Source organism: Rhodococcus sp. NPDC060084 (assembly GCF_042730335.1).
Lineage (GTDB): Bacteria > Actinomycetota > Actinomycetes > Mycobacteriales > Mycobacteriaceae > Rhodococcus.
Genome location: NZ_JBHWWX010000015.1, coordinates 55,624 through 79,888, shown reverse-complemented (window position 1 = coordinate 79,888; position 24,265 = coordinate 55,624). Strand labels below are relative to the sequence as shown.

Sequence of the window (24,265 nt, the reverse complement as noted above, 5' to 3'; positions counted from 1 at the left end):
CGATGCCCAGTGGTGGACGGGGCTACGGTGAACCAACCGATGTGACGGGCAGCTGGAGGCGACGATGACCGGGCCGAACGAACCTCAGGACCCGGGCGGGCAGCGACCCTCCCGTCCCGCCGATCCGTGGGCGAACCCGGCATCCGGCTCGCAGTGGGAGGCCACGCCCGACGACCGGGCCTGGGCGCCGCCGCACTCCGGGTGGGGACAGCCCGCACAGCCGAACCCCGGTCCTCCGCCGTGGCAGCAGCAGGGCGGCGGCGCGCAGCAGCCCGGCGCCGCGGGCGGGCAATGGGCACCGGGCGGGGGTGCGCCCCAGCAACAACCCTGGGGTCCGCCACCGCAGCAGCCGTCCGCGCCGCAACCCGGCCCGCAGGGCTGGGGGCAACCTGCCGCAGGGCCGGGGTGGGGCGGACCGCAGCAACCCGGCCCGGCCGCCGAACCCGGCTGGGGTCCACCGCCCGGGGCGCAGCAGTGGGGTCAGCCCGGACCGCACCCGGGACAACAGCAGCCCGGACAGCCGTGGGGACCGCCGTCCGCCGGCGCCCAGCCCTGGGGCCAGCCTCCTGCGCCGCCGAAGAAGTCGAAGCTGCCGCTGATCATCGGCGCGGTGGTGGCACTGGTGTTCGTCGTCGGCGGTGTGATCGCGATCGCGACCCTCGGCGCCACGACCACCCTCGACGCGGAAGCCGCCGAGGCGGGTGTGGCGAAGGTGCTCACCGAGTCGTACGGCGCCACCGAGGTCGGGGACGTCTCCTGCCCGACCGGTCAGGAAGTGGCCGCGGGCAACAGTTTCGCGTGCACCGTCACCGTCGACGGCCAGTACCGCTCGGTGACGTTGACCTTCACCGACGACGCGGGCACCTACGAGGTCAGCCGCCCCAACTGAGGCCGACGATCGGCCTCGCAATCGGTCACTGCCCGGCGAGCGCCGCGACGAGCGAGGTCACCGGCCGTTCCACACCCCACCGGCGCGCCAGGTCGTCGAGTCGGGCGGGGTCGGCGGGGACCTGCGGCAGCACATCAGGCCGCGACATCTGCACCTGCGCGTCGGTGACGACCCGCACCACCGGCAGCGCCGCATCGAGATACTCGGCGGCCGCGGCCAGCTTCGCGCGCATGCCCTGCGACAACCGCGAGCTGTCGTCGGTGACGGCCGCGCGGACCGCCGCGAGCGAGCCGTACTGCAGCAGCAACCCGGACGCGGTCTTCTCCCCGACACCCTTGACGCCGGGCAACCCGTCCGACGGGTCGCCGCGCAGCGCCGCCAGTTCGGCGTAGGCGACACCGGCACGGTCGGCCGGCACCCCGTAGCGGTCCGCAACCTCCGCGGGACCGAACAGTTCGGCCTTGGCCAGGCCGCGACCGACGTAGAGCACCCGCACCGGGACCGGGGTGTCGGCGACGACCTGCAGCAGATCGCGGTCGCCGCTGACCACAACCACCGGATCGGTGCGCTCTCGGGCGGCGAGGGTGCCCAGCACGTCGTCGGCCTCGAAGCCGGCGGCCCCGCCGGTGGCGATCCCCGCAGCCGCGAGCACCTCGAGGATCACCGGGACCTGCGGCAGCAGCGCCGGGGGGACTTCTTCGACGGTGCCGTCCGATCCGGCCGCGACCCGGTGTGCCTTGTAGCTGGGGACCGCGGCGACCCGGAACGCCGGACGCCAGTCCAGATCCAGGCACACCACCAGCCGGGTCGGCCGGTGCCGGCGGATCAGCGACGCCACCATGTCCACGAAACCGCGGACCGCGTTGACGGGCGTGCCGTCGGGTGCGGTCATCGACTCCGGCAACGCGTGGAAGGCGCGGAACCACAGGCTGGCGCCGTCGAGCAGCAGGAGCGTCGGCTGCGGAACGGTCGGCGGGGACGTCTCGGGTGCGGTCACGGACCACATCCTGCCATTCGGGTCGGACCGATACGCTGGGGATCATGAGCACCGCCGAATCCCGATTTCCCGCCGCCCGCTACGGAACCCGCCTCGCTCGCGCCGCCGAACTGGGCGCCGCCGCCGGGCTCGACGCGTTGCTGATCACCCCGGGTCCCGACCTGCGGTACCTGATCGGGTCGCGCGCCGAGTCGTTCGAGCGGCTGACCTGCCTGGTGATCCCAACCGACGGGTCCCCGGCGACCGTGGTGGTGCCGCGCCTCGAGTTGGCGTCGCTGAACGGGTCGGCGGTCGCCGACCTCACGCTGCCGATCCGCGACTGGGTGGACGGGCAGGACCCGTATGCGCTGGTCGCGGAGTTGCTGCCGGGCGCGCGCAACGTCGCGGTCGCCGAGGCCATGCCGGCACTGCATCTGGTGCCGCTCGCGGCCCGGTTCGACGGCACCCCGGTGCTGGCGACCCCGGTGATCCGGCAACTGCGGATGCTCAAGGACGACGACGAGATCGACGCGCTGCGCCGCGCCGGAGCCGCCATCGACCGCGTGCACGCCCGCATGGGGGAGTGGCTACGCGCCGGTCGCACCGAGGCGCAGGTCGCCGCGGACATCAGCGCCGCGATCCTCGCCGAGGGTCACACCGAGGCGGCGTTCGTGATCGTCGGGTCCGGTCCGCACGGCGCCGACCCGCACCACGAGGTGTCCGACCGGGTCATCGAAGCCGGAGACATCGTGGTGATCGACATCGGCGGACCCGTGGAAGCGGGCTACAACTCCGATTCCACCCGTACCTACAGCATCGGCGAGCCCGACCCGGAGATCGCCCGTAAGATCGCGGTGCTCGAAGCGGCGCAGCAGGCCGCGGTGGACGCGGTGCGCCCCGGGATCACCGCCGAAGCGGTCGATGCCGCGGCGCGCGATCTGCTCACCGCCGAAGGTTTCGGGGAGGTGTTCGTGCACCGCACCGGGCACGGCATCGGCCTGTCGGTCCACGAGGAGCCGTACATCGTCGGCGGCAACACCGAGACGCTCGAGGCGGGCATGGCGTTCAGCATCGAACCGGGTATTTATTTCCGGGGACAGTGGGGTGCGCGCATCGAAGACATCGTGGTGGTCACCGCGGACGGCTGCGAGTCGATGAATCTGCGGCCGCACGGGTTGACGGTGCTGCCCGCCTGAGCGTCCCGGCCGGTCAGTCCAGCACCGAGCCCATCACCCGGGCCACCGCGATCTCCACGACCACGCGGGTCGGGTTCTCCCGTGGCTGCCGGTACCGGCGGGCGTAACGGGCGACCCCTTCGGCGACGGCGTCGGCGTCGTCGCGGACCCGGGCGGGACCTTCCAAGGTGAGCCAGCGGCCCCCGTCGACCTGGCTCACCGCGCCGTAGCCGCCGCGGGCGGCGTTGCGGGCCTTCTGCGACCCGGCGTTGGTGATCACCCGCGCCACCTGCGCGTCGGGATCCCAGGTGAACCCCACCGCCACCACGTGCGGGGTGCCGTCGGCCCGCAACGTCGTCAGGGTGCCGAGATGGTATTCGGACAGGAACTGCAAGGCACGGTCGCCGAGCGCCTCGGGGGTGTGAACCATGCCCGGAAGCCTAGAGCGCCCGCGACCGCCGCGGCGGCGGCACAAGGGGACCCGGCGGTACCGATGCACCCCCGGGGGCGCGAGACTGACGGGCATGAACAGCGCACCGGGAACTGTCGTCGTATTCGGAGGCCGCAGCGAGATCGGGATCGAAGTAGCCCGTCGGCTCGCGCCCGGCCGCACCGTGATCATCGCCGCGCGGCGTGCCGACGACCTCGCCGCGGAGAAGGACGCAGTGGTCGCGGCGGGTGCGACTGCGGTGCACACTGCCGAGTTCGACGCCGACGCGCTCGACACGCACCAGCAGGTGCTCGACGACCTGGTGGCTACGTACGGGCCGATCGATGTGGCGGTCCTGGCGTTCGGGATCCTCGGTGACCAGGCCCGCGCCGAAACCGATGCTGCGCACGCGGTGGCGATCGTGCACACCGACTACGTGGCGCAGGTCGCGTTGGCGACGCGGCTGGCGTCGTTGCTGCGCGGGCAGGGCTCGGGACGGATCGTGGTGTTCTCGTCGGTGGCGGGAGTGCGGGTGCGGCGCGCCAACTACGTGTACGGGTCGGCGAAGGCCGGCCTGGACGGATTCGCGTCGGGCTTAGCGGACGCATTGCACGGCAGTGGGGTGTCGCTGCTGCTGGTCCGCCCCGGATTCGTGATCGGGCGGATGACCGAAGGGATGAGCCCCGCACCGTTTTCGAGCACACCGTCGCAGGTCGCGGACGCGGTGGTGCGTGCGCTGGGCCGCGGTCGCGGGGAGGTGTGGGTGCCGGGCCTGCTGCGCCCGGTGTTCTTCGGGATGCGGTTGCTGCCGCGGGCGATCTGGCGGCGACTGCCGCGTTGACCGGTGGCGTCGAGCTTTCGGGTTCTGCTCGATTCGGTGGGGATCCGCGTCGGGGGCCGGGCAGCCGCTTCAGGCGCGCACCAGTTCTTTGCGCGACTCGGTGATTGCCGTCGTGCGCGGTCGTCCACGCGGACGTTTGCGGGCGACGATCACACCGTGATCGATGATCTCGCCGCCCCACACCCCCCACGGCTCTTCGCGGGCCAATGCCGCCGTAAGGCAGCGCGCACGCACGGGACACCCGGTGCACAGGGATTTCGCAAGTTCGAGATCTCCAGGCGCCTCGGCAAACCACAGATCGGGGTCGTCACCGTGACACGGAAGCCCGTCGACGTCCGCGCTGACGACACGGTCACCCACACGCGATGCGGTCCAAAGGTTTTCGGTCGACACGAGGGCTCCTGACGGTTCGATCGATGAGGGAACGCGCGGGCGCGTCGTCGGGGCTCGCGCGAGGTATGGAGTGCGGAGACCGGTGCGGCCGGTGTCCTTCGGGACTCGGCTGCTGCCCCGGACGAACCCGCGGCACCCTGCCGCGCTAGCCGACGGCGTCGACCCGGAACACCGGATACCGATCCGCGATCCGCTCGAATTCGGCGACGGGGGCGTGCCGGTCGATCGGGAAATGAGGTCGCGCGCCGGGCGCGAGCTCGAGGTAGCGGCGCAGGATCGGGGCACGTTCGCCCGGGTCGACCTCCGCGAGGTGCACCGTGTCGCTGCCATGACGGTGCAGGACAGCGCGGCCCCGGGCGGCGCGCACGTTGCGCACCCAATTGGCCTCGCCGAGCATCGACACGAGATACCGCTGCCCGTTGAAGTCGGCTACCACCACGGGCAGAGTCACCGGCTGGCCACTGCGCCGCCCGGTCACTTCGAGGGTCATCGCATAGCTGGGGGACAGCAGCCCTGCCGCGTACTGGCGGCTCGCGAACCCGTTCATCGCGCGAGCCACCGACCCCGGTCGGCCGCCCTGGTACATCCGTCGGGTGAGGCCACCGAAGCCCCGCGCGAGCGTCCGCTGCAGTGCATTCATCGGATCCACCCTCCTAGCGTGCTCGGTGACACGGTGCCGGCGCATCCCCCGACCGTCCACCATCCGTCAACCGATCGGACGATGAAGTCGGGTTCCGAAAGCTCGGTTGCATATTGCCCGCTGTGCGGGCACTGAACCACCACCGATGACCACACGCACCGGTCGTGCCGAAGGTATCGCAGTAGAAATCGATCGCGGATGCTGCGCCCTCCACGACGAGGAAAGGCGTGAGGGCGGTGTAACCCTCGGGTACGGGAGTCACTTTGTCGGTCATGTGTCCCACGGTCGGACATCAGGTACCCACCTGTCTTGTACAAACCCGACGAACCGCCGTCAGGAGCGGCGGGCTTCGAGCAGCCGCAGCCACACCTCGCTGACCGTCGGGTACGACGGCACGGCATGCCACAGCGTGTCGAGCGGTACCCGCCCGACGAGAGCGATCGTCGCGGCGTGCACGAGTTCGCTCACGTCGGTGCCGACGAAGGTCGCCCCGACCAGGGTGTCGGTGGCGCGGTCGACGACCAGCGCGGCGTGGCCGGTGAAGTCGTCCCGGGACAGCGCAGCGCCGGCCACATCGATGTCCGCCTCGAGCACCTCGACGTCGACACCGTCGGCGCGGGCCTGCTCGGCGGTGCGTCCCACGGCGGCGATCTCGGGGTCGGTGAAGATCACCTGGGGGACCTGCCCGTGGTCGGCGCTCGCCCGGTACCGCGATCCGTCGAGGGGGCGGCCTTCCGCGCGGGCGGCGATCACGTCCCCGCACACCCGCGCCTGGTACTTGCCCATGTGGGTCATCAGGGCGGCGCGGCCGGCGACATCGCCAACGGCGTAGAGCCAGTCGCCGTCCACGCCCTCGACGGTGAGATGGTCGTCGACGGTGATCGCCGCGTCGGCGGCCAGGCCGACCGTGTCGAGACCCAGAGTGCTGGTGGTCGGGCGTCGGCCGGTCGCGACCACGATCTCGTCGACCTCGAGGCGGGTGCCGTCGTCGAGTTCGACGGTGACCGGACCGCCGTGGATCCGGCCGATTCCGGTTTCACGCACGTCGGGGCGCTCGACCTGCCGGATCGTGGCGTGGTGCCGGACCGTGATGCCGTGAGTCCTCAGCGCGTCGGTGACGGCGTCGGCGGCGAACGGTTCGACGCGGGGAAGCAGCCGTGATCCGCGTACCACCATCGTCAATTCCTCGACGCCGAGTTGCCGCAGCCAGGTGGCGGTTTCGCAGGCGACCACACCGCCGCCGACGACGAGCACGCGCCGCGGGATCTCCAGCAGATTGGTCGCATCGCGGGAAATCCACGGCAACGCCGCGCGCAGACCAGGGGTGTCGGGAACGACGGCGACGGTGCCGGTGGCGAGGACCACCGCGTGCCGAGCGCGGAGGACGCGGGGCCGATCGGGATGGGCGCCGGTGACGGCGACGGTGCGTTCCCCGGCCAGCGCCGCGCGTCCGCGCACCACGTCGATGCCCGCCGAGCGGGCCCAGTCCACCTGTGAGCTGTCGTCCCGGTCGTGAGTGAACCCGTCGCGGCGGGCGAGCACGGCGGGCACGTCGACGCCATGGGCGCTGACCTTGTCGCCGACGCCGGGCATGTGCCGCGCCGTCGCCAGCACCTGGCTGGGTCGCAACAGTGCCTTCGACGGCATGCACGCCCAGTAGGAGCATTCGCCGCCGACCAGTTCGTGTTCCACCAGGGCGACGGTGCGCTCGCTCCCCGATACGGCGTACTGCGCGGCGTTCTCTCCGGCGGGACCCCCGCCGAGCACTATCACGTCGTAGGTGTCGTCGGTGGTACCGGGATCGCGGGGCCCGGGGGAACTGTCGGCGCGGGTCACCCGATTCACGGTAGGCGGCGTGCACCGCTCGCGGACCCGTTCTGTGGGATCGGCCCAGCGCCCGAGCGGTGAATCAGTCCCGGTCGGTGCGTGCGTCCAACTCCGAGGAACCGGCGTCGAACACCAGACCCATCGGGGCGAGCACCCGCACGATCTGCTCGGCGGTCCACTCGTCGAGGTCGCACAACAGCACCGACCGCCACGGGGTGATCACGACGGGGCGTTCCACCGCGGCGAGGAACTCGGCGAGTCGCGACGGCAGCACTCCACCGGGGAGACCACCGGCGAGGGTGACCCCGCCGTCGCTCTGGTCGAGCCACCCGATCGGGGCGGGGGGCGGCGAGGGCAGCGGCTCCGCCGCATCAGGGGTCCCGTCCGGTGGGGTCTCGGCGAACAGGATGTCGACGGCAGCCTCCGGATCGATGCGCAAACCGGTGTCGGCACCGTCGCGCACCACCGCCATCCGGCCGTCGGGGCGGGCGAGCACCGCGATGTGCGGGGCCAGCGCCACGATGTCGCCGGTACCGTCGTCGATGCCGTAGATCCGGGCACCGCGCTCCGGGGTCTCGTGCAGGCGGGCGGCGACGGCACGAAGCAGTGGGCGGATGTCGCGGTGCCCCTCGAGACGGCCGCTCAAAGGCGACGCGAGCACCCGGGAACGAGTCGGCGCATCGGCGCTGAGCCCGATCGCGCCGAGTCGCTCGGTGATCTGTTCGGTGTCGCCGTGCAGCCGGACCTGCGCCCGACCGGTCAGGTGCAGACTGCCGCCGCCGTGAGCGTCGGCGAGTTCGGCGAGGGCGCGCAACTGCGCTGCGGTGAGCACGCCGCCGGACAAGTGGATTTCGACAGCGGTGTCGGGCATGCACACAGGCTAGAGCGTCGGGCGGGCGACGACCAAGGCTTCACCGCGTAGGTGCGGCGTCGATACGCGACCGAGCCGGAACAGACCGTAGGGTGTCCGCATGTCCGAAACTCGCTCCGGCCGACCCTCCTTCGCCGAGCTCTCCGCAGCCAAGTACGTCCTGCTGACCACGTTCCGGAAGGACGGGTCGCCGGTGGGCACCCCTGTGTGGGCCGCGCCCGACGGGGATCGCCTGCTGGTGTGGACGGAAGCCGATGCCTACAAGGTGCGCCGGTTGCGGCGCGACCCGCGGCTGACGCTGGCGGTGTGCGACCCACGCGGCAACGCGAAGTCGGCTGCGGTCCCCGGTACCGGGGTGATCCTCGATGCCGAACAGACCGCCCATGCGCGGTCGGTGATCGCCCGGAAGTACGGTCTGCTCGGCCGGCTCATCGTCGGCGCGAGCGTGCTGCGCCGCGGCCGCACCGGGACGGTAGGGCTGGCGTGCTCCCTCGACCCCGGTACCGGTACGGACACCGGCACCACCGCGCCGCAGTAACCGAACGGCACGGGGAAACGATGCGGCGTACCCACTACTCAGGCACGATCGCGTGATATCGGCCACAGCGTCGACGTGATCGCGGTGACGTAGTTTTGCTGTGACACCCATCTCGTCCGACCCGAATCGCCATTTCCGGCAGGAGACCGCATGACCGTGCACGACTTCACCGTTCGTACCGCCCAGGGAGAGACCGCCTCGCTCGGTGAGTACGCGGGTTCGTATCTGCTCATCGTCAACGTCGCCAGCAAGTGCGGGCTGACACCGCAGTACGAGGGCCTCGAAAAGTTGCACCGCGACACCGCCGACCGCGGCTTGCGCATCATCGGGTTCCCCTGCAACCAGTTCGGCGAGCAGGAACCGGGCACCGACGCGGAGATCCAGGAGTTCTGCAGCCTCACCTACGACGTGACGTTCCCCGTCTACGGCAAGATCGACGTCAACGGCGACGACGCCGACCCGCTGTACCGGTATCTGCGCAGCGCCGCGCCCGGCGACTTCGGTCCCGAGCACGGGTTCCTGTTCGATCACGTCAGCAAGACCCGGCCCGAGGCCATCGGGACCGACGAGGTGAAGTGGAACTTCACCAAGTTCCTCGTCGACCCCGACGGTGAGGTGGTCACCCGGTTCGAACCGACCGTCGGGCCCGACGAGATCGGCACCCGACTCGACGCCCTGCTGTAGCGCCGGGAAGTCGTCAGCGTGCGGCGCTGACCGACGACATGTGGAAGTCCGGGATGCGCATCGGCGGCATCGCGGTGCGGGTGAACCAGTCCTTCCACTCCCGCGGCAGGGTCCGTTCGGTGGCCCCGACCTCGGTGGCGCGGCCCAGCAGCGTCACCGGGGACTCGTTGAACCGGAAGTTGCCGACCGCGCCCCGGACCTGCCCGTCCTCGATCAGGTAAACCCCGTCGCGGGTCAGCCCGGTCAGCAGCAACGTGGCCGGGTCGACATCGCGCAGGTACCACAGCGTGGTGAGCAGCAGTCCGCGTTCGGTGCCGGCGATCATGTCGTCGAGCGACGCGCCGGTTCCGCCGGTGAGCAGCAGATTGTGGCCGGGCGCGGTGGGTGTTGCTGCGAACTCGGCGGCCGCGGCGCGCGGATAGGTCAACGCGTGGACCGCGCCGTCCCGGATCCAGTCGACCCGCCCGGCCGGTAATCCGTTGTCGAACACCGACACCGCGTCGGACGAGGCGGTGGCCGTGACGAACGGGGCGTACTGCAGGCCCGGGGCCGCCGGATCGGAAGTCAACGTCAGCGGCAGGTCGGTGAGGGTGTCGCCGATACGGGTGCCGCGCGGACCCGACCACACCGTGTGGCCCTCGTGTGCGCTCCGGCCCTCCATCGACCACATCAGGTAGATCATCAGGTCGGCCACCGCCGACGGCGGCAACACCGTCTCGTAACGCCCCGCCGGCACCGACACCGACGTCGCGGCCCAGTCCAGTCGCCGGGACAGGTCCTCGAGCAACCGGTCCATCCGAACATCGGTGAAATCGGTGGTCCCCGCCCCGACCCACGCGCTGGCACCGTCGAGTCCGCCACGTTTGCCGGTGATCTCGAGGGACCCGTCGGGTTGCGTCCAGCGCCGCCGCAGCCCCGTCGAGGTCCCCAGCCAGGTGGTGCGCACCCGATGCTCCGCGAACCCGTACAGCGCATCGGATCCGTCGAAACCGTGTGCCAGAGCACCTATGACGGGATCGAACACGTCGATGCCGGTGCGTCCGGCCGGTGCGTCCCAGTCGGCGGGTGTCCCGTCGCCGGCGACGAGCGGCACGGCGTCGCCGGCCGGTGGGGCGGCGCGGGCCGCGGCGTCGGCGGCCTCGGTCACCGCCGCGACCTCACCGCGGTGCACCAGCGGCGCGGTCACGATGCCGCACCGGGTACCGGATGTCGTGTGCCGCAGCGCGATCACCGTCGCCGTCCGCGCACGCGTCGACCCGTTGGTGGTCATCGAGTTGCCCGCCCACCGCAGCGCTGCTTCCTCGGTGTCGTCGACCAGAACGATCGTCTCGTCGGCCGTGGACGCGGCGAGCGCCACCTCCACGAGATCCGCTGCGGGGATCATCGGCTGCCTTCCTGCACGGTGTTGAGCACGTTGACGCCGCGCACGAGCACCGACGGGCACCCGTGGCTGACGGAGGCGACCTGGCCCGGTTGCGCCTTCCCGCAGTTCATGGCGCCGCCGAGTCGCCAGGTGGACGGCCCACCGACCGCCTCGAGAGCACCCCAGAACTCGGTGGTGGTCGCCTGATACGCCACGTCGCGGACCTGCCCGACGAGCCGGCCCCCGCGAATCCGGTGGAACTGCTGACCGGTGAACTGGAAGTTGTAGCGCTGCATGTCGATCGACCAGCTCCGGTCCCCGACGATGTACAGGCCGTCCTCGACACCGGCGATCAGGTCGGCGGTGCTGCGATCGACGACGGGGTCCGGTTGCAGCGAGACGTTCGCCATCCGCTGAATCGGCACGTGGTGGGCGGAGTCGGCGTAGGCGCAGCCGTTCGATCGCGCCGCCCCGAGTTTCGGCGCGAATGCCCGGTCGAGCTGATAGCCGACGAGCACCCCGTCGCGCACCAGATCCCACGACTGGGCGGCGACCCCGTCGTCGTCGAACCCGGTGGTGGCGAGGCCGTGCGCGGTGGTGCGGTCGGCGGTCACATGCATCGCGTCGCTGCCGTACCGCAGCGTGCCCAGCCGATCGGGGGTCGCGAACGACGTGCCGGCGTACGCGGCTTCGTAGCCGATCGCCCGGTCGTACTCGGTGGCGTGCCCGACCGATTCGTGGATGGTCAGCCACAGGTTGGTGGGGTCGATCACCACGTCCGTCGGACCGGCCGTCACCGACGGCGCCTGCGCTTTCTCGGCCAGCAGGCCGGGGAGCCGGTCCAGTTCGTCCGTCCAGTCCCAGTGGGTGTCGGAACTCAGGTACTCCCAGCCGCGCCCGACCGGCGGCGCCAGGGTGCGCATCGACTCGAAGGTGCCCGCCCGGCGGTCCACGGTGACGGCCTCGAGTTGCGGGTGCACCCGCACCCGCTGCTGGGTGATCGACGATCCGGCCAGATCGGCGTAGAACGTCTGCTCCTTGACCTCCTCCACGCCGGCGGTGACATGGTCGACGCCGGCCGCGTCGAGGAGGCGGCGGGAGAAATCGCCGAGCAGCGCCACCTTGTCGGTGGTGGGCACGGCGAACGGGTCGATCTCGTACGCGGAGGTCCACACCGCGTCCCGGTACACCGGCTCGTCCGCCCATTGCACCGGGTCCCGGTTCAGCGGCCGCACCGCCCGGGCGACCGCCACCGCCCGCGCCGCCGCGTCCGCCGCCCCCGCCGGTCCCGGCACCGGGTGCGACGCGAACCCCCAGGTGCCGTCGAGGAGGACCCGCACCGCGAGCCCGCAGTCGGTGCCGTCCACCGCGGCCTGCACCGCTCCGTCGCGCAGCGTCAGGGAGTGGGTGCGTACCCGCTGTACCCGCACATCGGCATGCGTGGCGCCGGCGGCGCGAGCCACCGACAGTGCCGCATCGGCGGCGGCCCGCAGCGGCAGCGCCAGAAAATCGTCGTCCACACCGGTCACCGGCCTACCGTAGCGACTGTCTCAGCCGAACTGCTGGAAGCCGAGCCGCACCGCCATCGCGACAACCACGACCAGCAGCACCACCCGCACGAACCCGGCACCGCGCTGCAACGCCATCCGGGAGCCGAGCATCGACCCGGCGACGTTGCACACCGCCATGGTCAGCCCGAGGGTCCACCACACGTGCCCGCCGATTGCGAAGACCGCCAGTGCGCCCACGTTCGAACCGAGGTTGATCACCTTCGCCATCGCGGCGGACTTGACGAACTCGCTGCCGAGCATCGCCGCGAAGATGAGGATCAGGAAGGTGCCGGTGCCCGGGCCGAGGATGCCGTCGTAGAACCCGATCACCGCCGCTGCGCCGACGATCACCGTCACGATGCGTGTCGCGCTCGGGCGGTGCTGCTCCGTTCCGGAGCCGAGCTTGGGCCGGGCCGCGACGAACACCGCCACCCCGACGAGCACCACGATCACGATCGGGATGAACACCTCGCGGTCGATCAGCGACACCGCGGCCGCGCCCGCCCCGGCGAAGACCGCCGCGACCAGCGCGGCCGGCGCCAGCACCGACCACCGCAACGGAATCCGGCGCGCGAAGGTCCACACCGCCGCGCCGGTCCCGAAGATCGCGGTGAGCTTGTTGGTGCCCAGCGCCGCCTGCGGCGCCAACTGCGGCGCGACCAGCAGCAGCGCCGGCAACAAGATCAGCCCGCCGCCGCCGACCACCGCATCGACCCATCCGGCGGCCGTCGCCGCGGCCAGCAGCACGGCCCAGTCGCCCACATCCATGCGCGCCATTCGATCATGGGGCGAGCACGCCGACCGGATCGGCTCCGCGTCTGTGCGCCGCGCCGGGAGCAAACTCGGCTTCTCGTACGTTGAACAGACGAGTCCCTCACCCGAGAGACGTTCGCGCCGGACCCGGCGTACGGAAGGACCCCGCGTGTACCTGTTGCTGTTCGTCGTCTACGTCGCCGCGGAGATCGCTGTGCTGGCCTGGCTCGGCTCCACCGTCGGCGCCCTCGCCACCGTGCTGATCTTCCTGGCCGTCAACGTCGCCGGGTATCTGGTGCTCGGCGCCCAGGGCCGCCGCGCGCTGCGCGGACTCGGCAAACTCCGCAGCGGGCCCCTCCCGCCCACCGGCTCACCCGACAAGATGCTTACCGACGGCGCGCTCATCGGCGCCGGAGCCGGCCTCGTGCTGCTTCCCGGCTTGATCACCACCGTCCTGGGCATCGTGCTGCTGCTGCCGAGCCGCGCACTGCTCCGCCCGGTGGTGCGCGCCGTGGCCGCCCGCACCGCCCGCACCCACGCCGCCACCTGGCGCGGACAACGCCTGGTGGTCGTCGACGGTCAGGTGGTCGAGAACACCGTCGTCGGGGCGGCGCCCCATCTGCCCGGTGGCCCCGGCCGCGGTCCGGCCGGCACGACCCGGCCGGACGTGGTGGACGGCGAAATCCTCGAAGGGGAGATCGTCGACACCCCGCGGCAGCCCCGCCGCCCGTGACGGGGCAGACTGGGCAGTTGTGAGTCCAGCACCGCACACCCAGCTCTTCGTCGGCGGCCGCATCTACAGTGCGAGCGCACCCGACGCCACCGCGATGGCCGTCACGGACGGAACGATCGTGTGGGTCGGGCAGGACCGCACCGGACGCGTCCTGCACCCCGACGCCGAGATCGTCGACCTCGACGGCGCGTTCGTCGCACCGGGATTCGTCGACACCCACGTGCATGTCACCGCCCACGGGCTCGCCCTGACCGGACTGGACCTCACCGGCGCCGCGAACCGCGACGACGTGCTCCGCCGGGTAGGGGAGTACGCCGCCGGCCGCGACGACGCCGTGATCTGGGGGCACGGCTGGGACGAAACCCGCTGGCCCGATCCCACCCCGCCCACCACCGACGAACTCGACGCCGCCGCACCCGGCCGCCTGGTGTACCTGGGACGGATCGACGCACATTCGGCGGCGGCCTCCACGGCGCTGCGCGTGGCCGCCGGCGCGCTCGACATGCTCGGCGGCTACCACCCGCAGCGCCCGGTCACCGCCGCAGCCCACCACGCGGTGCGCGCCGCGGCCCGCACTGGGCTCACCGCACCGCAACGGGCCGAGGCCCGCACCGCCGCGCTCGACGACTTCGCCGCGCACGGCATCGTCGCCGTCCACGAATGCGGCGGCCCCGACATCTCCGGGCGCGACGACTTCACTGAACTGCTCGCCACCGACCACCCGGTGGAGGTGCGCGGCTACTGGGGACAGGCGGTCCGCACCGCCGACGACGCCACCGCCCTGCTCGCCGCGACCGGTGCGCACGCACTCGGCGGTGACCTGTTCGTGGACGGCGCATTCGGGTCGCACACCGCGTGGCTCGCCGCACCGTATGCAGACCGCCCCGACTGCTACGGCACCGCGTACCTGAGCACCGAGGAACTCGCCGACCACGTGCGGGCCTGCACCACCGCCGGCATCCAGGCCGGATTCCACGTCATCGGGGACGCCGCCGTCGCCGCCACCGTGGCGGCATTCGACGCGGTCGCCGCAGAACTGGGCGGACCGGCGGTCGGTGCACGCGGCCACCGTCTCGAGCATGTCGAGTCCATCACCGGCGCACAAGCCGAACAGCTCGCCCGGTACGGCGTGATCGCCAGCATGCAACCGATGTTCGACGCGTTGTGGGGCGGACCCGACGCGATGTACGCCCAGCGCCTGGGCACGGCGCGCGCCGCGACCCTCAACGCGTTCGCCGGTATCGCCTCGACCGGGATGTCCCTCGCGTTCGGTTCCGACGCGCCGGTGACTCCGCCCCGGCCCTGGCAGATGCTGCGCGCCGCAGTGCATCACCGCACCCCCGGAAGCGGCATCTCACCGCGAGCCGCATTCGCCGCCTCGACCCGCGGTGCGTGGCGCGCCGGTGGCGTGCGCGACGGGATGGCCGGAACTCTCGATCCGGGTGCCCCGGCGTCGTACGCGCTGTGGGAGGCGGGGGACCTGGTGATACGCGCCCCCAAGGACAGCGTGCAGCGCTGGTCGACCGACCCGCGCTCGCGGGTCGCGCCGCTGCCCGACCTCGCCGACGGCACCGACGATCCGGTACTGGTGCGCAGCGTGCACCGGGGCCGCGTCGTGTACGCACGGTGACCGCACCGGCCGGCCCGACACGGAGGCGGACCGCCACCGTGGTGGGCCTGCGGATGGCCGCGGCGCTGCTCGCCGGAGTGCTGCTGTTCGCAAGTTTCCCGCCGCGACCGCTGTGGTTCCTCGCACCGGTCGGCATCGCCCTGCTCACCGCGGTACTCACGGTGCAACCGATGCGGCGACGCGCCGGTTTCGGATACGGCTACCTCGCCGGACTCGGGTTCCTGGTACCGCTGCTGCCGTGGGTGGGGGTCTATGTGGGGCCGCTGCCGTGGCTGGCGCTCGCCGCCGCGGAGGCGGTGTTCGTCGGCCTGTTCGGGGCACTGGCGGTGCATCTGCGCACCCTGCCCGCTGCGCCGTTGTGGATCGCGGCAGCGTGGAGCGCCACCGAATTCGCGCGCGCGTCGGTACCGTTCGGCGGATTCCCGTGGGGGCGGCTCGCGTTCGGGCAGCCCGACGGGGTGCTCGTGTCCCTCGCCGCGCTCGGCGGCGCCCCGCTCGTGTCGTTTGCCGTGGCGCTGACCGGCACCGGTCTCGCCGCGTTGGTCTCGGTCGTCGTGCGCAGCAACGGTGCCCGCCTCGACCGGCGGGGCGCCGTGCGGGCCGCGGCGTGGGCGGCGCTCGCGCCCCTGGCCGCGCTGGCGGTGTGGCCGCTGCTGCGCACCGACCCCGCCGACTCGCCGGTGGTGACGGTCGCGGCGATCCAGGGCAGCGTGCCGCGACTGGGCCTCGACTTCAACGCGCAACGCAAAGCGGTGCTCGACAACCATGTGGCGCGGACCCTGGAACTGGCCGCGGACGTGCGCGCCGGCGCGGTGCCGCAACCCGATGTGGTGATCTGGCCGGAGAACGCATCCGACATCGACCCGCTGCGCAACGCCGACGCCGCCCGCGACATCACGGCCGCGGCGGCAGCGGTACAGGCGCCGATCCTGGTCGGCACGGTGCTGCGCAACGACGACGGCACCACCAGCAACTCGGTGATCGTGTGGGACCCGGAAGCCGGACCCGGAGAGCAGCACGACAAACGGATCATCCAGCCGTTCGGGGAGTATCTGCCCTACCGCTCGTTCTTCCGTCTGTTCTCCGAGTACGCCGACCGCGCCGGCAACTTCGTACCCGGCGACGGGGACGGGGCGGTCACCGCGGACGGCATCACCATCGGGGTCGCGACCTGCTACGAGGTCGCCTTCGATCGGGCGTTCTCCGATTCGGTGGACGCGGGTGCGCAACTGCTCGCGGTGCCCACCAACAACGCGACCTTCGGCGACACCGAGATGACGTATCAGCAGCTGGCGATGTCACGGGTGCGGGCGGTCGAACACGGCCGCACCGTTGTGGTCGCCGCCACCAGCGGGGTCAGCGCCATCGTCGATCCGGACGGGTCGGTGCAGCAACGCACCCCGCTGTTCGAGCCCGCAGCCCTGGTGGCGCAGGTGCCGTTGCGGGCAGACGTTACGCTGGCAAGTCGGCTCGGACCGATCCCGGAGCTCGTGCTCTGTGTCGGTGCCGTGGTCGCCGCCGGTCTCGCCCTCGTGCGTAGCCGACGTCAGAACGCCGGTCCGGGAGCAGACCCCGCGCCCGGCACCGCAGGAGCACCGGCCCCCGGCCGGTTCGACAGGGAGGACCTTTGATGGCATCGGCGACGCCGGCCGGGAACGACAGCGCACCCAGCGCCCGCACCCTGGTGATCATTCCGACGTACAACGAGCGCGACAACATCGGTCGGATCGTCGAGCGGCTGCACGCCGCCCTGCCCGGCACCGACGTGCTGATCGTCGACGACGGCAGCCCCGACGGCACCGGTGCGATCGCCGACGGCCTCGCCGCCGCGGACGACCGCATCCACGTGATGCACCGCACCGAGAAGAACGGGCTCGGCGCCGCCTACATCGCCGGGTTCCGGTGGGGACTGGACCGCGACTACACCGTGCTGGTGGAGATGGACGCCGACGGCAGCCACGCCCCCGAACAGCTGCATCTGCTGCTCGAGCGCGTCGACGCGGGCGCCGATCTGGTGCTCGGCTCCCGGTACGTGCCGGGTGGCACCGTGGTGAACTGGCCGTGGCACCGCGAGGTGCTCTCGCGCGGCGGCAACATCTATTCGCGTCTCGCGCTCGGGGTGAACGTCAGCGACATCACCGGGGGATACCGCGCCTACCGCCGCGAGGTGCTCGAAACCCTCGATCTCGACGCGATCGCCTCCCACGGCTACTGCTTCCAGGTGGATCTGGCGTGGCGGACGCTGCAGGCGGGGTTCACCGTCGCCGAGGTGCCGATCACGTTCACCGAACGGGAGATCGGGGAGTCGAAGATGAGCGGGAACATCGTGCAGGAGGCATTGCTGCGGGTGACGCTGTGGGGGCTGCGCAGCCGCTACGAGCGGGTGCGGGCGCTGCTGCAGCGCAACTGACCGCCGGCCCAGCCGCGCACGTCAGGACCGGCCTCGCCGGGCACGGTGCGCGTCGAACGTGTCGCCGGCGCCGACGGACGCACACAGGCGGCGGATCGCGCTGCAGTCCTGTACCACCGGTTGGTGCGCGGTCGCCGCGGCGGTGTCCGCGATCAGTTCCCGGCCGCCGGGGACCTGTTCGTGCGCGACGATCGCCGCCCAGGTGGTCATGTCGCCGCCGGTGAAGGCATCGACCCCGGCGGCGAGCGCGTCGAACAACAACTCACGGTCTGCGGCGTCCAGTTCGGTGAACACCGTGGTGAACAATTCCCCGGTGAGGGTGGCGTGGCACAGTTCGTCGCGCCGGTGGACTGCGACGGTGGCCCGGTTGACCGGTTGCACGGTCTCGTCGCTGGTGAACAGCGCGAGATACGCGCTGATCGACGTCTCGGCGACCGTGGTGAACGCCAGTTGCACCAGCGCCGCGTGCCGCGGATCGACGGCGCGCTGCAACTCCGCGCGGTGTGCGCGCAGGGTGCGGCAGGCGGGGAGTACCGCGTCGGGCAATGCCCAGCCACGCCCGCGGCGGGTGAGCGCATTGGCGTTCTGGTGCATGAGGGTGTGGTACTGCTCGTCGACCATCGCCTGCATCACCCCGACGACCACGGTGTCCGGCGGAGCGAGACCGAACACGTCGGAGGTGATCAGCCCGAAACCGGGATTGACCACGTACTGCTCGATGTCGATGACGTTCTTGTTGTAGGCGATCCACCCCCACGCCCGCAGCCGCGCGCGGGCGGGCTCGTCGAGTGCGAGGTACCGGGGATGGGTGTGGAACGGCAGCAGCGTGTCGGGAAAGTCGTCGCGCGCGGATTCGAACAGCGCATCGAGGTCGGGTTCGGATTTCTTCACTGCGGCGCGCCGCGGCCACGACCGGGTCAGGCCGCGAATCACCGCGGCGGCGACCGGGTCGCCGGTGTCGTGGCCGGGAAGCTCCGGGGGCCGCAACCGGGCCCGCAGCTTCGCTGCCTCGCGATCGGTCACGGCGACACCTCGTTTCGCACGGCGTTCGGTTCGTGCAGGTCCGACGGGAGCAGGCCGAACAGTTCCCCGCACAGTGCCCGGTACTGCTCGCGGTCGTCGCCGAGGGCGCGGTAGCCGCGTGCGGTCAGCGCCGCGAACCGCTCCGGGTCCTCGGCCGCATCGAGTTCGTCCAGGGCGGCGCGCAGGGCGCGGCGGGCGTCCACGGCGTACGGATTGGCCACCTGGATGTCGTGATACACCGCCGGTGTGCCGGAGGCGATCCGCGCGAGCAGCGCCCGCAGCAGCACGTGCGGCGGGGGAGCGGCGGCGGTCGCGGCCGTCGGCGGTCCCAGCCGGTCGAGGGCACCGCCGAAGGCGAGAACCACCGCGTGGGTCAGCGCCTGAGTGGTCGCCGTCGCGCGGTCGTGCTCGGCGGCGCCGACCTCCACGACCCGCGCACCCCAGCGGTCTACCGCGTCGACGAACGCCCCGACTGCGGGGCCGTCCCGGTGCCGCACCGCGAGTACGGGGCGCCCGGCCCAGCCGAGCGCCGGAGCGAACATCGGATTGATACCGAGCGACTCCCGGTCCGGCAGGCCGGTACCCAGCGCCGCAGCGAACGGGGTTTTCACCGACAGGGTCTCCACCAGCAGCGCCTCGGGGTGCAGCAACCCGGCCAGGGCGGGCAGCGCGGCCACGGCGACGGCGTCGGGGACGGCGAGGATCACCGTCGGCGCCGCGCGCACCGCCGCCGCGACGTCCCGGGTGGGCGCGGCGATGTCACCGGGCAGCACCGCGGCGCCGGCTGTGCCGGTCGTCGCGGCCGGAGCGCCGGGGTCGATCGCCAGCACGCGGTGGCCGTCGCCGGACAGGGCCGCGGTGAGCATCGCGCCGACCGCACCGCAGCCCCCCGCCACGACGACGCGGCCTGGTCCGCCGGCGGTCACGGCGCGGTGCCGTCGGGTCGGGCGCGGAGTGCGGCGTTGCCGTCGGCGGGATCGGCGTCGGTCTCGGCCAGGCAGCGCCGCATCACCAGCGATTTGACGAGCGTTTCCTCGAGTTCGTCGTCCGGGTCCGACAGCGCGACGATCGCGCCGCCGATACCGAAGGTGACCTGATGGTCGGTGGCGACCATCGTGCGGATCACGATCGACAGGTCGGCGGTGCCGGTGGGGGACAGGTAGCCGATCGCCCCGGAATACACCCCGCGCGGACCGTCCTCGAATTTGTCGATGATCTCCATGGTGCGCAGTTTCGGTGCGCCGGTCATGGACCCGCCGGGGAATGCGGCGCGCACACAGTCCACGGCGGTAACGTCGGGGCGCAGGGTCCCGCGCACGGTGGAGACGAGTTGGTGTACGGCGGAATAGGTTTCGATGTCGAAGAGTTTCGGCACGTGCACCGAACCCGGTTGGCACACCCGGGAGAGGTCGTTGCGCACCAGGTCGACGATCATCAGGTTCTCGGAGCGGTCCTTCTCGCTGACGAGCAGACCGTCGCGCAGTGCGGCGTCCTCGGCTGCGCTGCGGCCCCGGGGCCGGGTGCCCTTGATCGGTTTCGACTCCACGATGCCGTCGGTGCCGATCCGCAGGAACCGTTCCGGGGAGGCGCTGAGTACCGCCACCTCCGGGAAGTGCAGCAGCGCACTGTACGGGGTGGGGCTGATCTCCCGCAGTGTCCGGTAGGTGCGCAGCGGATCGATGGTGCGGTCGACGGTCGCGGTGTTGGTCAGGCACACCTCGTACGTCTCGCCGCTGCGGATCTCGCTCTGGCACTGCCCGATCATCTCCAGGTAGTGCGCCGGGGTGTGCCGCAACCGGATCTGCAGATCGTGTTCGTCACGCAGCAACGGCACCGCCGTCGGGGCGAGAACATCGGTGTCGGCGAGCGCGGCGAGCGCCGCGGCGGTGGCGTCGAACCACGCGACGGACGCGGGATCGTCGGGTTCGTCCGACAACGCCAGGAGATAGCAGCGGCCCGCCTCGTGGTCGAGGACGACCGCACGGTCCGCGAACACCATCGAGGCGTCCGCGATCGGGGAGGTGTGCACCAGTTGCCCGCCGGCGTCGGCCTTGAGTTCGTAACCGAGATAGCCGACGTATCCGAGTGCGAACGCGAACGGCAGATCGTCGCGGGGGGTGATGCGCCGTTCGGCGAGCCGCGCATCGAGGTGGTCGAAGAAGGTGCGGTGGTACTCGGCGACGGGCGCACCCGCACGGTATTCGCGCACCAGGGTTTCGGCGACGCTGTAGGTGACGAACTCGGCGCGGGGGCCGGACCCGTCGCCCATCACCGTGAACCGGGAGCCGGGTTCGGTGGTGACGGAGCCGTCGAGCCAGAAGCTGTGCGGGTCGTCGGCGAAGAGTGTTTCGTAGACGGCGTGCGGCGCCGGGTGGAAGTCGAGGACCCGGGTGTCGAGCACATATCGGGGTGGGGCCGGTTCCGGTGACCGAGGGGCGCTGACGGTGATCGGTGTCCGGGCCGGGGTGGCGGCCCGGAAGTTGCCGAGCAGTTCGGTGCCGTAGCAGGTGCAGATCGATTCGGGATGGAATTGCACTCCCCACAGCGGCCGGTTCCGGTGCTCGACCGCCATCAGCAGCCCGTCGTCGGTGTAGGCGGTGGCGACGAGCTGGTCGGGGACGTGCTCGGCGATCAGCGAGTGGTAGCGGACCGCGTCGAACGGGGACGGGATCCCGGCGAACAGACCGGTGCCGTCGTGCACGATCCGGCTGATCCGGCCGTGTACCGGCTCGGGGGCGGGCACCACCGCACTGCCGAACAGCTGGCACAACCCCTGGTGGCCGAGGCACACGCCCAGGACCGGCAGCCCGGAGTCGGCGAGGATGCGGTCGCTGATCCCGAAGTCGCGGGGCCGGTCGGGGCGTCCCGGGCCGGGGGAGACGACGATGTTGTCGAACCGGTGCAGCCCCAGTTCGTCCCACACGGTGTCGTTGGTGACCACGACCGGGGGAACTCCGTTGACGCGGGAGAGCAGGCTGTAGAGGTTGTAGGTGAACGAGTCGTAGTTGTCGACCAGCAGGGTTCGGGTCGGTGGCGGCGCAGACATGGCGGCCTCAGATCTGGGGGTCCCCGGAGCGCGCCGGGCGCGGACCGGTGTCGGCGCCCGCGGCGGCGACGATGTCGTCTTCGAGCCGGCAGGCTTCTCCGATGAGCAGGGTGTAGAGCGCTTCGACGAAGTCGCCGGACAGTCCGTTACGGTGCGCGTAGTCCTGGGCTCGGCGATGCACAGCCTGCATCCGGCCGGGTTGGAGCACCGCGATGTTGTGGCGCCGTTTGATTTCCGCGACGCGGGCGCAGAGCGCCAGCCGGTCGCGGACGTCGTCGAGCAGTGCGCGGTCGACTCGGTCGAGTTCGGTGCGCAGAGCGTCGAGTTCGGTTTCCGGTGTCGGTGCGGTCGTCGTATCCGCCGCGGTATGCCTGTCGTTCACGTGCGCTCACCCCTGTACAGCCCCCGGGGGTGGGGGTCGGATCGTGAAGTGTTCGACGGTGCCCGACTCGTCGGTTGGTATTCGCTCATGATTGCACGCAGCCGAACGGGGTGCCGACAATTGATGGATTTGTGCCACTCCGGCAATGCAATTGCGTCCGGGACGGAAAAGCGTGCCGGCCGATACCGCAGACAAAAGGCGAATGCCGTTGCGGGAACAATTCCCGCAACGGCATTCGGAGGTGGTGCTGGCCGGGCCTGTCAGGCGCCGCGGCGCTTCGCCTTGATCAGATCGAGGCGTTCCTGCAGCAGGACCTCGAGTTCTTCGACGGAGCGGCGTTCGAGCAGCATGTCCCAGTGCGTGCGCGGCGGCTTGACCTTCTTCGGCTCGGGTGCCGCGCCCTCGACGAGGGTGCCTTCCAGCCCGTTCTTGCACATCCAGGTGCCGGGGATCTCGGCTTCGTCGGCGAACGGAACATCGAACTCTTCGCCGTTGTCGCAGCGATAGCGCGCGATCCGCCGCGGCGCCAGATCGTGGTCACGGTCGGTTTCGTAGCTCACCGCGCCGAGCCGGCTGCCTCGCAGTACACGATCTGCCATGGTGGTGTCCTCTCTTGTGTGCTCCACCCGCTGGTGGGTCCGCCTTGCAGGCGGGCGCCCACGCGGGATCAACGTTCACCTCATGTCAACGTCGACGGGGCCGATTCCGTTCCCGCGGCCCGCCTCGAGGCCGGATACACCACATTACCGGCCGCCTCCACAGCGTCGGTAAAGTGTCCGGACATGACCGACCGCACCCGTCCGCCGGGCAGCTGCCTGTGGTGCGGACGCCCGGTCCCGGAGATCGGGACGGGCCGGCGCCGCCGGTACTGCCGGCAGTCGTGCCGGCAACGCGCGTACGAGCAACGCAACACCACCCGCGAGGCGGGGCTGCCCGAGGACGCGGTGGTACTCACCGCCGCCGAGGTGGAATCGCTGGCGGACCGCGCCTATCTGGTGCGCTGCGCCGCCGAAGATGTCGCCACTGCGGTCGCCGAGGGCGCCGACGTGGCGGAACTGGGCCGGTTGTGTACCGATCTGGTGTCCCTCGCCCGGGACGCCGAGCGGATCCGCTGACCGAACCCGCCCGGCCGGGCGTCAGGCGAAGAACCCGCCCATCGTGAACACCACCTGGCAGAACGCACCATTGGTGTAGTTGATCGAACCGAACAGCGCCGCCAGCACGGGGCCGGTGCCGGTGTTGACCGTCTTCGACAGTTGCGGCACCCCGCCGGCCTTGTCGTCGAGGGTCTCGATGCCGCCGCGGAAGGTCTCCATGTTGAGCCAGACGAATTTGAGGTCGGCGGCCGCAGGGGTGACGGGGATGGTCGGTGCCACGAAGATCTTGAGCTGCCCGATCTGCACGTCCGGGTTCACGTTGGGGCCCGGTTGCACCCAGCCGGTGGTCATGGCGTACGGCACGAGGCCGCCACCGCAGCCGGGTCCGAGGGTGGGGGCGGGCTGCATGAACGGCTGCGGAGTGTTGCGCGGCGGCGGCGCGAACAGCGCCGACCCCGTTCCGGCGCCCAGCATGTCGTCCACGGCGCGAAGGGCGTCCGGGTCGGGTGCGGCAGCGGCCCGCAGCTGGTCGAGGGGCAGGCCCGGCGGAGCGGGCTCGGCGGCGGCCTGCGCGGGCAGGGCGACGGCCAGTGCGGTGGCGAACAGGGCGCCGAGAATACGAACGGTCCGGCGACGCGGCATCTGAGGCTCCTTCGGGTCGGCTGTGAGAAGTCGTGCGGGAAGGCGGCGAGCAGCGTGATCCGCGGGCGACGGGGCCCGGGCACACGGTGAGGCGGGAGTGCGTGACGCGGACGTGCGCGGCAGCGGGAAACCTTCTGACGCGTACGGGGGTACCAAAACCTGAGGATAGGGATTCACCCCTCCGCTCCGGGGGATTTCGCTGATATCTCCGAGCATTCGGGACATTTACCCCACACCGGAAGATCAGGTGCGCCGCCGGCACGCTTCCGGGACATTTCGCGTAATTGTTGTGACAGGGTCGAGGAAATGTTCGGTAAAGAATTCCGCGCACATCCAAGATCGAATTTCGATATCCGATGTATTTCCGGCTAC

At 71.4% G+C, this 24,265-nt stretch carries 25 protein-coding genes and 1 pseudogene; 10 read left to right on the top strand and 16 right to left on the bottom strand.

The features are described 5' to 3' along the window. Positions 1 to 64 precede the first annotated feature (64 nt). Entirely contained in the window at positions 65 to 889 is an 825-nt protein-coding gene (locus ACFWBU_RS10935; RefSeq protein WP_378528251.1) for a DUF4333 domain-containing protein, read from the top strand. Positions 890 to 914: 25 nt separating this feature from the next. Here ACFWBU_RS10935 and ACFWBU_RS10930 read toward each other — a convergent pair whose 3' ends face one another. Next, positions 915 to 1,895, bottom strand: a complete 981-nt coding sequence (locus ACFWBU_RS10930) for a 5'-3' exonuclease H3TH domain-containing protein (RefSeq protein ID WP_378528250.1) — start codon at positions 1,893 to 1,895, stop codon at positions 915 to 917. 35 nt (positions 1,896 to 1,930) lie between these two features. Between ACFWBU_RS10930 and ACFWBU_RS10925 the strand changes: the two genes are divergently transcribed. Further along, positions 1,931 to 3,061, top strand: a complete 1,131-nt coding sequence (locus tag ACFWBU_RS10925) for a M24 family metallopeptidase (protein ID WP_378528249.1) — start codon at positions 1,931 to 1,933, stop codon at positions 3,059 to 3,061. Positions 3,062 to 3,074: 13 nt separating this feature from the next. Here ACFWBU_RS10925 and ACFWBU_RS10920 read toward each other — a convergent pair whose 3' ends face one another. Next, positions 3,075 to 3,470, bottom strand: a complete 396-nt coding sequence (locus ACFWBU_RS10920; protein WP_378528248.1) for a PPOX class F420-dependent oxidoreductase — start codon at positions 3,468 to 3,470, stop codon at positions 3,075 to 3,077. Between the two features lie 94 nt (positions 3,471 to 3,564). Here ACFWBU_RS10920 and ACFWBU_RS10915 point away from each other — a divergent pair, with 94 nt between their 5' ends. Beyond that, the gene (locus tag ACFWBU_RS10915; protein WP_378528247.1) at positions 3,565 to 4,311 is read left to right on the top strand and encodes an SDR family NAD(P)-dependent oxidoreductase; all 747 of its coding nucleotides are present in this window, start codon (positions 3,565 to 3,567) and stop codon (positions 4,309 to 4,311) included. A 69-nt stretch (positions 4,312 to 4,380) separates the two neighbouring features. On the opposite strand, the gene ACFWBU_RS10910 is transcribed toward ACFWBU_RS10915, so the two are convergent. From ACFWBU_RS10910 to ACFWBU_RS10890, 5 genes and pseudogenes are all read right to left on the bottom strand, one after another. Next, the gene (locus ACFWBU_RS10910; RefSeq protein WP_378528264.1) at positions 4,381 to 4,671 is read right to left on the bottom strand and encodes a WhiB family transcriptional regulator; all 291 of its coding nucleotides are present in this window, start codon (positions 4,669 to 4,671) and stop codon (positions 4,381 to 4,383) included. A 178-nt stretch (positions 4,672 to 4,849) separates the two neighbouring features. Then, positions 4,850 to 5,344 carry a nitroreductase/quinone reductase family protein gene (locus tag ACFWBU_RS10905; protein WP_378528246.1) on the bottom strand — a complete coding sequence of 165 codons (495 nt, stop codon included), beginning with the start codon at positions 5,342 to 5,344 and terminating at the stop codon, positions 4,850 to 4,852. A gap of 160 nt (positions 5,345 to 5,504) precedes the next feature. Continuing rightward, positions 5,505 to 5,618: pseudogene (locus tag ACFWBU_RS10900) on the bottom strand (VOC family protein); the annotation flags it as partial. 59 nt (positions 5,619 to 5,677) lie between these two features. After that, the gene (locus ACFWBU_RS10895; protein ID WP_378528245.1) at positions 5,678 to 7,180 is read right to left on the bottom strand and encodes a dihydrolipoyl dehydrogenase family protein; all 1,503 of its coding nucleotides are present in this window, start codon (positions 7,178 to 7,180) and stop codon (positions 5,678 to 5,680) included. 73 nt (positions 7,181 to 7,253) lie between these two features. Then, complete coding sequence (locus ACFWBU_RS10890; RefSeq protein ID WP_378528244.1) at positions 7,254 to 8,042, bottom strand: precorrin-3B synthase; 789 nt, start codon at positions 8,040 to 8,042, stop codon at positions 7,254 to 7,256. A gap of 100 nt (positions 8,043 to 8,142) precedes the next feature. On the opposite strand from ACFWBU_RS10890, the gene ACFWBU_RS10885 reads away from it, so the two are divergent. Both ACFWBU_RS10885 and ACFWBU_RS10880 read left to right on the top strand, forming a co-directional pair. Further along, positions 8,143 to 8,580: a PPOX class F420-dependent oxidoreductase gene (locus tag ACFWBU_RS10885; protein WP_378528243.1), complete on the top strand. Its 438-nt coding sequence runs from the start codon at positions 8,143 to 8,145 to the stop codon at positions 8,578 to 8,580. Positions 8,581 to 8,730: 150 nt separating this feature from the next. Further along, the gene (locus ACFWBU_RS10880; protein WP_378528242.1) at positions 8,731 to 9,264 is read left to right on the top strand and encodes a glutathione peroxidase; all 534 of its coding nucleotides are present in this window, start codon (positions 8,731 to 8,733) and stop codon (positions 9,262 to 9,264) included. Between the two features lie 13 nt (positions 9,265 to 9,277). Here the strand turns inward: ACFWBU_RS10880 and ACFWBU_RS10875 are convergent, their stop codons facing one another. Genes ACFWBU_RS10875 through ACFWBU_RS10865 form a run of 3 tightly spaced genes read right to left on the bottom strand, consistent with a single transcriptional unit; the run spans position 9,278 to position 12,945 of the window. Further along, positions 9,278 to 10,648: a metallopeptidase TldD-related protein gene (locus tag ACFWBU_RS10875; protein WP_378528241.1), complete on the bottom strand. Its 1,371-nt coding sequence runs from the start codon at positions 10,646 to 10,648 to the stop codon at positions 9,278 to 9,280. Further along, entirely contained in the window at positions 10,645 to 12,156 is a 1,512-nt protein-coding gene (locus ACFWBU_RS10870) for a TldD/PmbA family protein (protein WP_378528240.1), read from the bottom strand. The genes ACFWBU_RS10875 and ACFWBU_RS10870 overlap by 4 nt, the downstream gene beginning before the upstream one ends. Positions 12,157 to 12,177: 21 nt before the next feature. Then, the gene (locus ACFWBU_RS10865; RefSeq protein WP_169622378.1) at positions 12,178 to 12,945 is read right to left on the bottom strand and encodes a TSUP family transporter; all 768 of its coding nucleotides are present in this window, start codon (positions 12,943 to 12,945) and stop codon (positions 12,178 to 12,180) included. A 154-nt stretch (positions 12,946 to 13,099) separates the two neighbouring features. On the opposite strand from ACFWBU_RS10865, the gene ACFWBU_RS10860 reads away from it, so the two are divergent. Genes ACFWBU_RS10860 through ACFWBU_RS10845 form a run of 4 tightly spaced genes read left to right on the top strand, consistent with a single transcriptional unit; the run spans position 13,100 to position 17,703 of the window. Further along, positions 13,100 to 13,663 carry an FxsA family protein gene (locus ACFWBU_RS10860; RefSeq protein WP_378528239.1) on the top strand — a complete coding sequence of 188 codons (564 nt, stop codon included), beginning with the start codon at positions 13,100 to 13,102 and terminating at the stop codon, positions 13,661 to 13,663. Positions 13,664 to 13,682: 19 nt separating this feature from the next. Next, on the top strand, positions 13,683 to 15,293 hold the full coding sequence (locus tag ACFWBU_RS10855; RefSeq protein ID WP_378528238.1) for an amidohydrolase: 1,611 nt from the start codon (positions 13,683 to 13,685) through the stop codon (positions 15,291 to 15,293). A gap of 53 nt (positions 15,294 to 15,346) precedes the next feature. Next, on the top strand, positions 15,347 to 16,924 hold the full coding sequence (gene lnt, locus ACFWBU_RS10850) for an apolipoprotein N-acyltransferase (RefSeq protein ID WP_378528263.1): 1,578 nt from the start codon (positions 15,347 to 15,349) through the stop codon (positions 16,922 to 16,924). Further along, the gene (locus ACFWBU_RS10845) at positions 16,924 to 17,703 is read left to right on the top strand and encodes a polyprenol monophosphomannose synthase (RefSeq protein ID WP_169622296.1); all 780 of its coding nucleotides are present in this window, start codon (positions 16,924 to 16,926) and stop codon (positions 17,701 to 17,703) included. Before lnt ends, ACFWBU_RS10845 begins: the two co-directional genes overlap by 1 nt. Positions 17,704 to 17,724: 21 nt before the next feature. Here ACFWBU_RS10845 and ACFWBU_RS10840 read toward each other — a convergent pair whose 3' ends face one another. The 5 genes from ACFWBU_RS10840 to ACFWBU_RS10820 all read right to left on the bottom strand — a co-directional run bounded on the left by ACFWBU_RS10840 (position 17,725) and on the right by ACFWBU_RS10820 (position 22,753). Further along, positions 17,725 to 18,726, bottom strand: a complete 1,002-nt coding sequence (locus tag ACFWBU_RS10840; RefSeq protein ID WP_378528237.1) for a diiron oxygenase — start codon at positions 18,724 to 18,726, stop codon at positions 17,725 to 17,727. Next, positions 18,723 to 19,652 (bottom strand): prephenate dehydrogenase dimerization domain-containing protein, encoded by a 930-nt coding sequence (locus tag ACFWBU_RS10835; protein WP_378528236.1) that lies wholly within the window; start codon positions 19,650 to 19,652, stop codon positions 18,723 to 18,725. Before ACFWBU_RS10835 ends, ACFWBU_RS10840 begins: the two co-directional genes overlap by 4 nt. Next, on the bottom strand, positions 19,649 to 21,772 hold the full coding sequence (gene pabB, locus ACFWBU_RS10830; RefSeq protein ID WP_378528235.1) for an aminodeoxychorismate synthase component I: 2,124 nt from the start codon (positions 21,770 to 21,772) through the stop codon (positions 19,649 to 19,651). Before pabB ends, ACFWBU_RS10835 begins: the two co-directional genes overlap by 4 nt. 7 nt (positions 21,773 to 21,779) lie before the next feature. Further along, a complete protein-coding gene (locus ACFWBU_RS10825) occupies positions 21,780 to 22,154 on the bottom strand; it encodes a chorismate mutase family protein (RefSeq protein WP_169622299.1) in 375 nt (124 codons plus the stop codon). A 260-nt stretch (positions 22,155 to 22,414) separates the two neighbouring features. After that, positions 22,415 to 22,753 carry an RNA polymerase-binding protein RbpA gene (locus tag ACFWBU_RS10820; protein WP_169622300.1) on the bottom strand — a complete coding sequence of 113 codons (339 nt, stop codon included), beginning with the start codon at positions 22,751 to 22,753 and terminating at the stop codon, positions 22,415 to 22,417. A gap of 183 nt (positions 22,754 to 22,936) precedes the next feature. Here ACFWBU_RS10820 and ACFWBU_RS10815 point away from each other — a divergent pair, with 183 nt between their 5' ends. After that, on the top strand, positions 22,937 to 23,269 hold the full coding sequence (locus ACFWBU_RS10815) for a hypothetical protein (RefSeq protein ID WP_378528234.1): 333 nt from the start codon (positions 22,937 to 22,939) through the stop codon (positions 23,267 to 23,269). Positions 23,270 to 23,290: 21 nt separating this feature from the next. Here ACFWBU_RS10815 and ACFWBU_RS10810 read toward each other — a convergent pair whose 3' ends face one another. Beyond that, entirely contained in the window at positions 23,291 to 23,893 is a 603-nt protein-coding gene (locus ACFWBU_RS10810) for a hypothetical protein (protein WP_378528233.1), read from the bottom strand. Positions 23,894 to 24,265: the final 372 nt, after the last annotated feature.

Excerpts from the sequence above, each read along its gene's own strand:
- ACFWBU_RS10905 (WP_378528246.1), bottom strand. The coding sequence starts at position 5,344 with ATGAATGCACTGCAGCGGACGCTCGCGCGGGGCTTCGGTGGCCTCACC.
- pabB (WP_378528235.1), bottom strand. The coding sequence starts at position 21,772 with ATGTCTGCGCCGCCACCGACCCGAACCCTGCTGGTCGACAACTACGAC.
- ACFWBU_RS10845 (WP_169622296.1), top strand. The coding sequence starts at position 16,924 with ATGGCATCGGCGACGCCGGCCGGGAACGACAGCGCACCCAGCGCCCGC.
- ACFWBU_RS10820 (WP_169622300.1), bottom strand. The coding sequence starts at position 22,753 with ATGGCAGATCGTGTACTGCGAGGCAGCCGGCTCGGCGCGGTGAGCTAC.
- ACFWBU_RS10915 (WP_378528247.1), top strand. The coding sequence starts at position 3,565 with ATGAACAGCGCACCGGGAACTGTCGTCGTATTCGGAGGCCGCAGCGAG.
- ACFWBU_RS10810 (WP_378528233.1), bottom strand. The coding sequence starts at position 23,893 with ATGCCGCGTCGCCGGACCGTTCGTATTCTCGGCGCCCTGTTCGCCACC.
- ACFWBU_RS10890 (WP_378528244.1), bottom strand. The coding sequence starts at position 8,042 with ATGCCCGACACCGCTGTCGAAATCCACTTGTCCGGCGGCGTGCTCACC.
- lnt (WP_378528263.1), top strand. The coding sequence starts at position 15,347 with ATGGCCGCGGCGCTGCTCGCCGGAGTGCTGCTGTTCGCAAGTTTCCCG.
- ACFWBU_RS10930 (WP_378528250.1), bottom strand. The coding sequence starts at position 1,895 with ATGTGGTCCGTGACCGCACCCGAGACGTCCCCGCCGACCGTTCCGCAG.
- ACFWBU_RS10865 (WP_169622378.1), bottom strand. The coding sequence starts at position 12,945 with ATGGATGTGGGCGACTGGGCCGTGCTGCTGGCCGCGGCGACGGCCGCC.
- ACFWBU_RS10880 (WP_378528242.1), top strand. The coding sequence starts at position 8,731 with ATGACCGTGCACGACTTCACCGTTCGTACCGCCCAGGGAGAGACCGCC.
- ACFWBU_RS10885 (WP_378528243.1), top strand. The coding sequence starts at position 8,143 with ATGTCCGAAACTCGCTCCGGCCGACCCTCCTTCGCCGAGCTCTCCGCA.
- ACFWBU_RS10935 (WP_378528251.1), top strand. The coding sequence starts at position 65 with ATGACCGGGCCGAACGAACCTCAGGACCCGGGCGGGCAGCGACCCTCC.
- ACFWBU_RS10920 (WP_378528248.1), bottom strand. The coding sequence starts at position 3,470 with ATGGTTCACACCCCCGAGGCGCTCGGCGACCGTGCCTTGCAGTTCCTG.
- ACFWBU_RS10925 (WP_378528249.1), top strand. The coding sequence starts at position 1,931 with ATGAGCACCGCCGAATCCCGATTTCCCGCCGCCCGCTACGGAACCCGC.
- ACFWBU_RS10815 (WP_378528234.1), top strand. The coding sequence starts at position 22,937 with ATGACCGACCGCACCCGTCCGCCGGGCAGCTGCCTGTGGTGCGGACGC.
- ACFWBU_RS10875 (WP_378528241.1), bottom strand. The coding sequence starts at position 10,648 with ATGATCCCCGCAGCGGATCTCGTGGAGGTGGCGCTCGCCGCGTCCACG.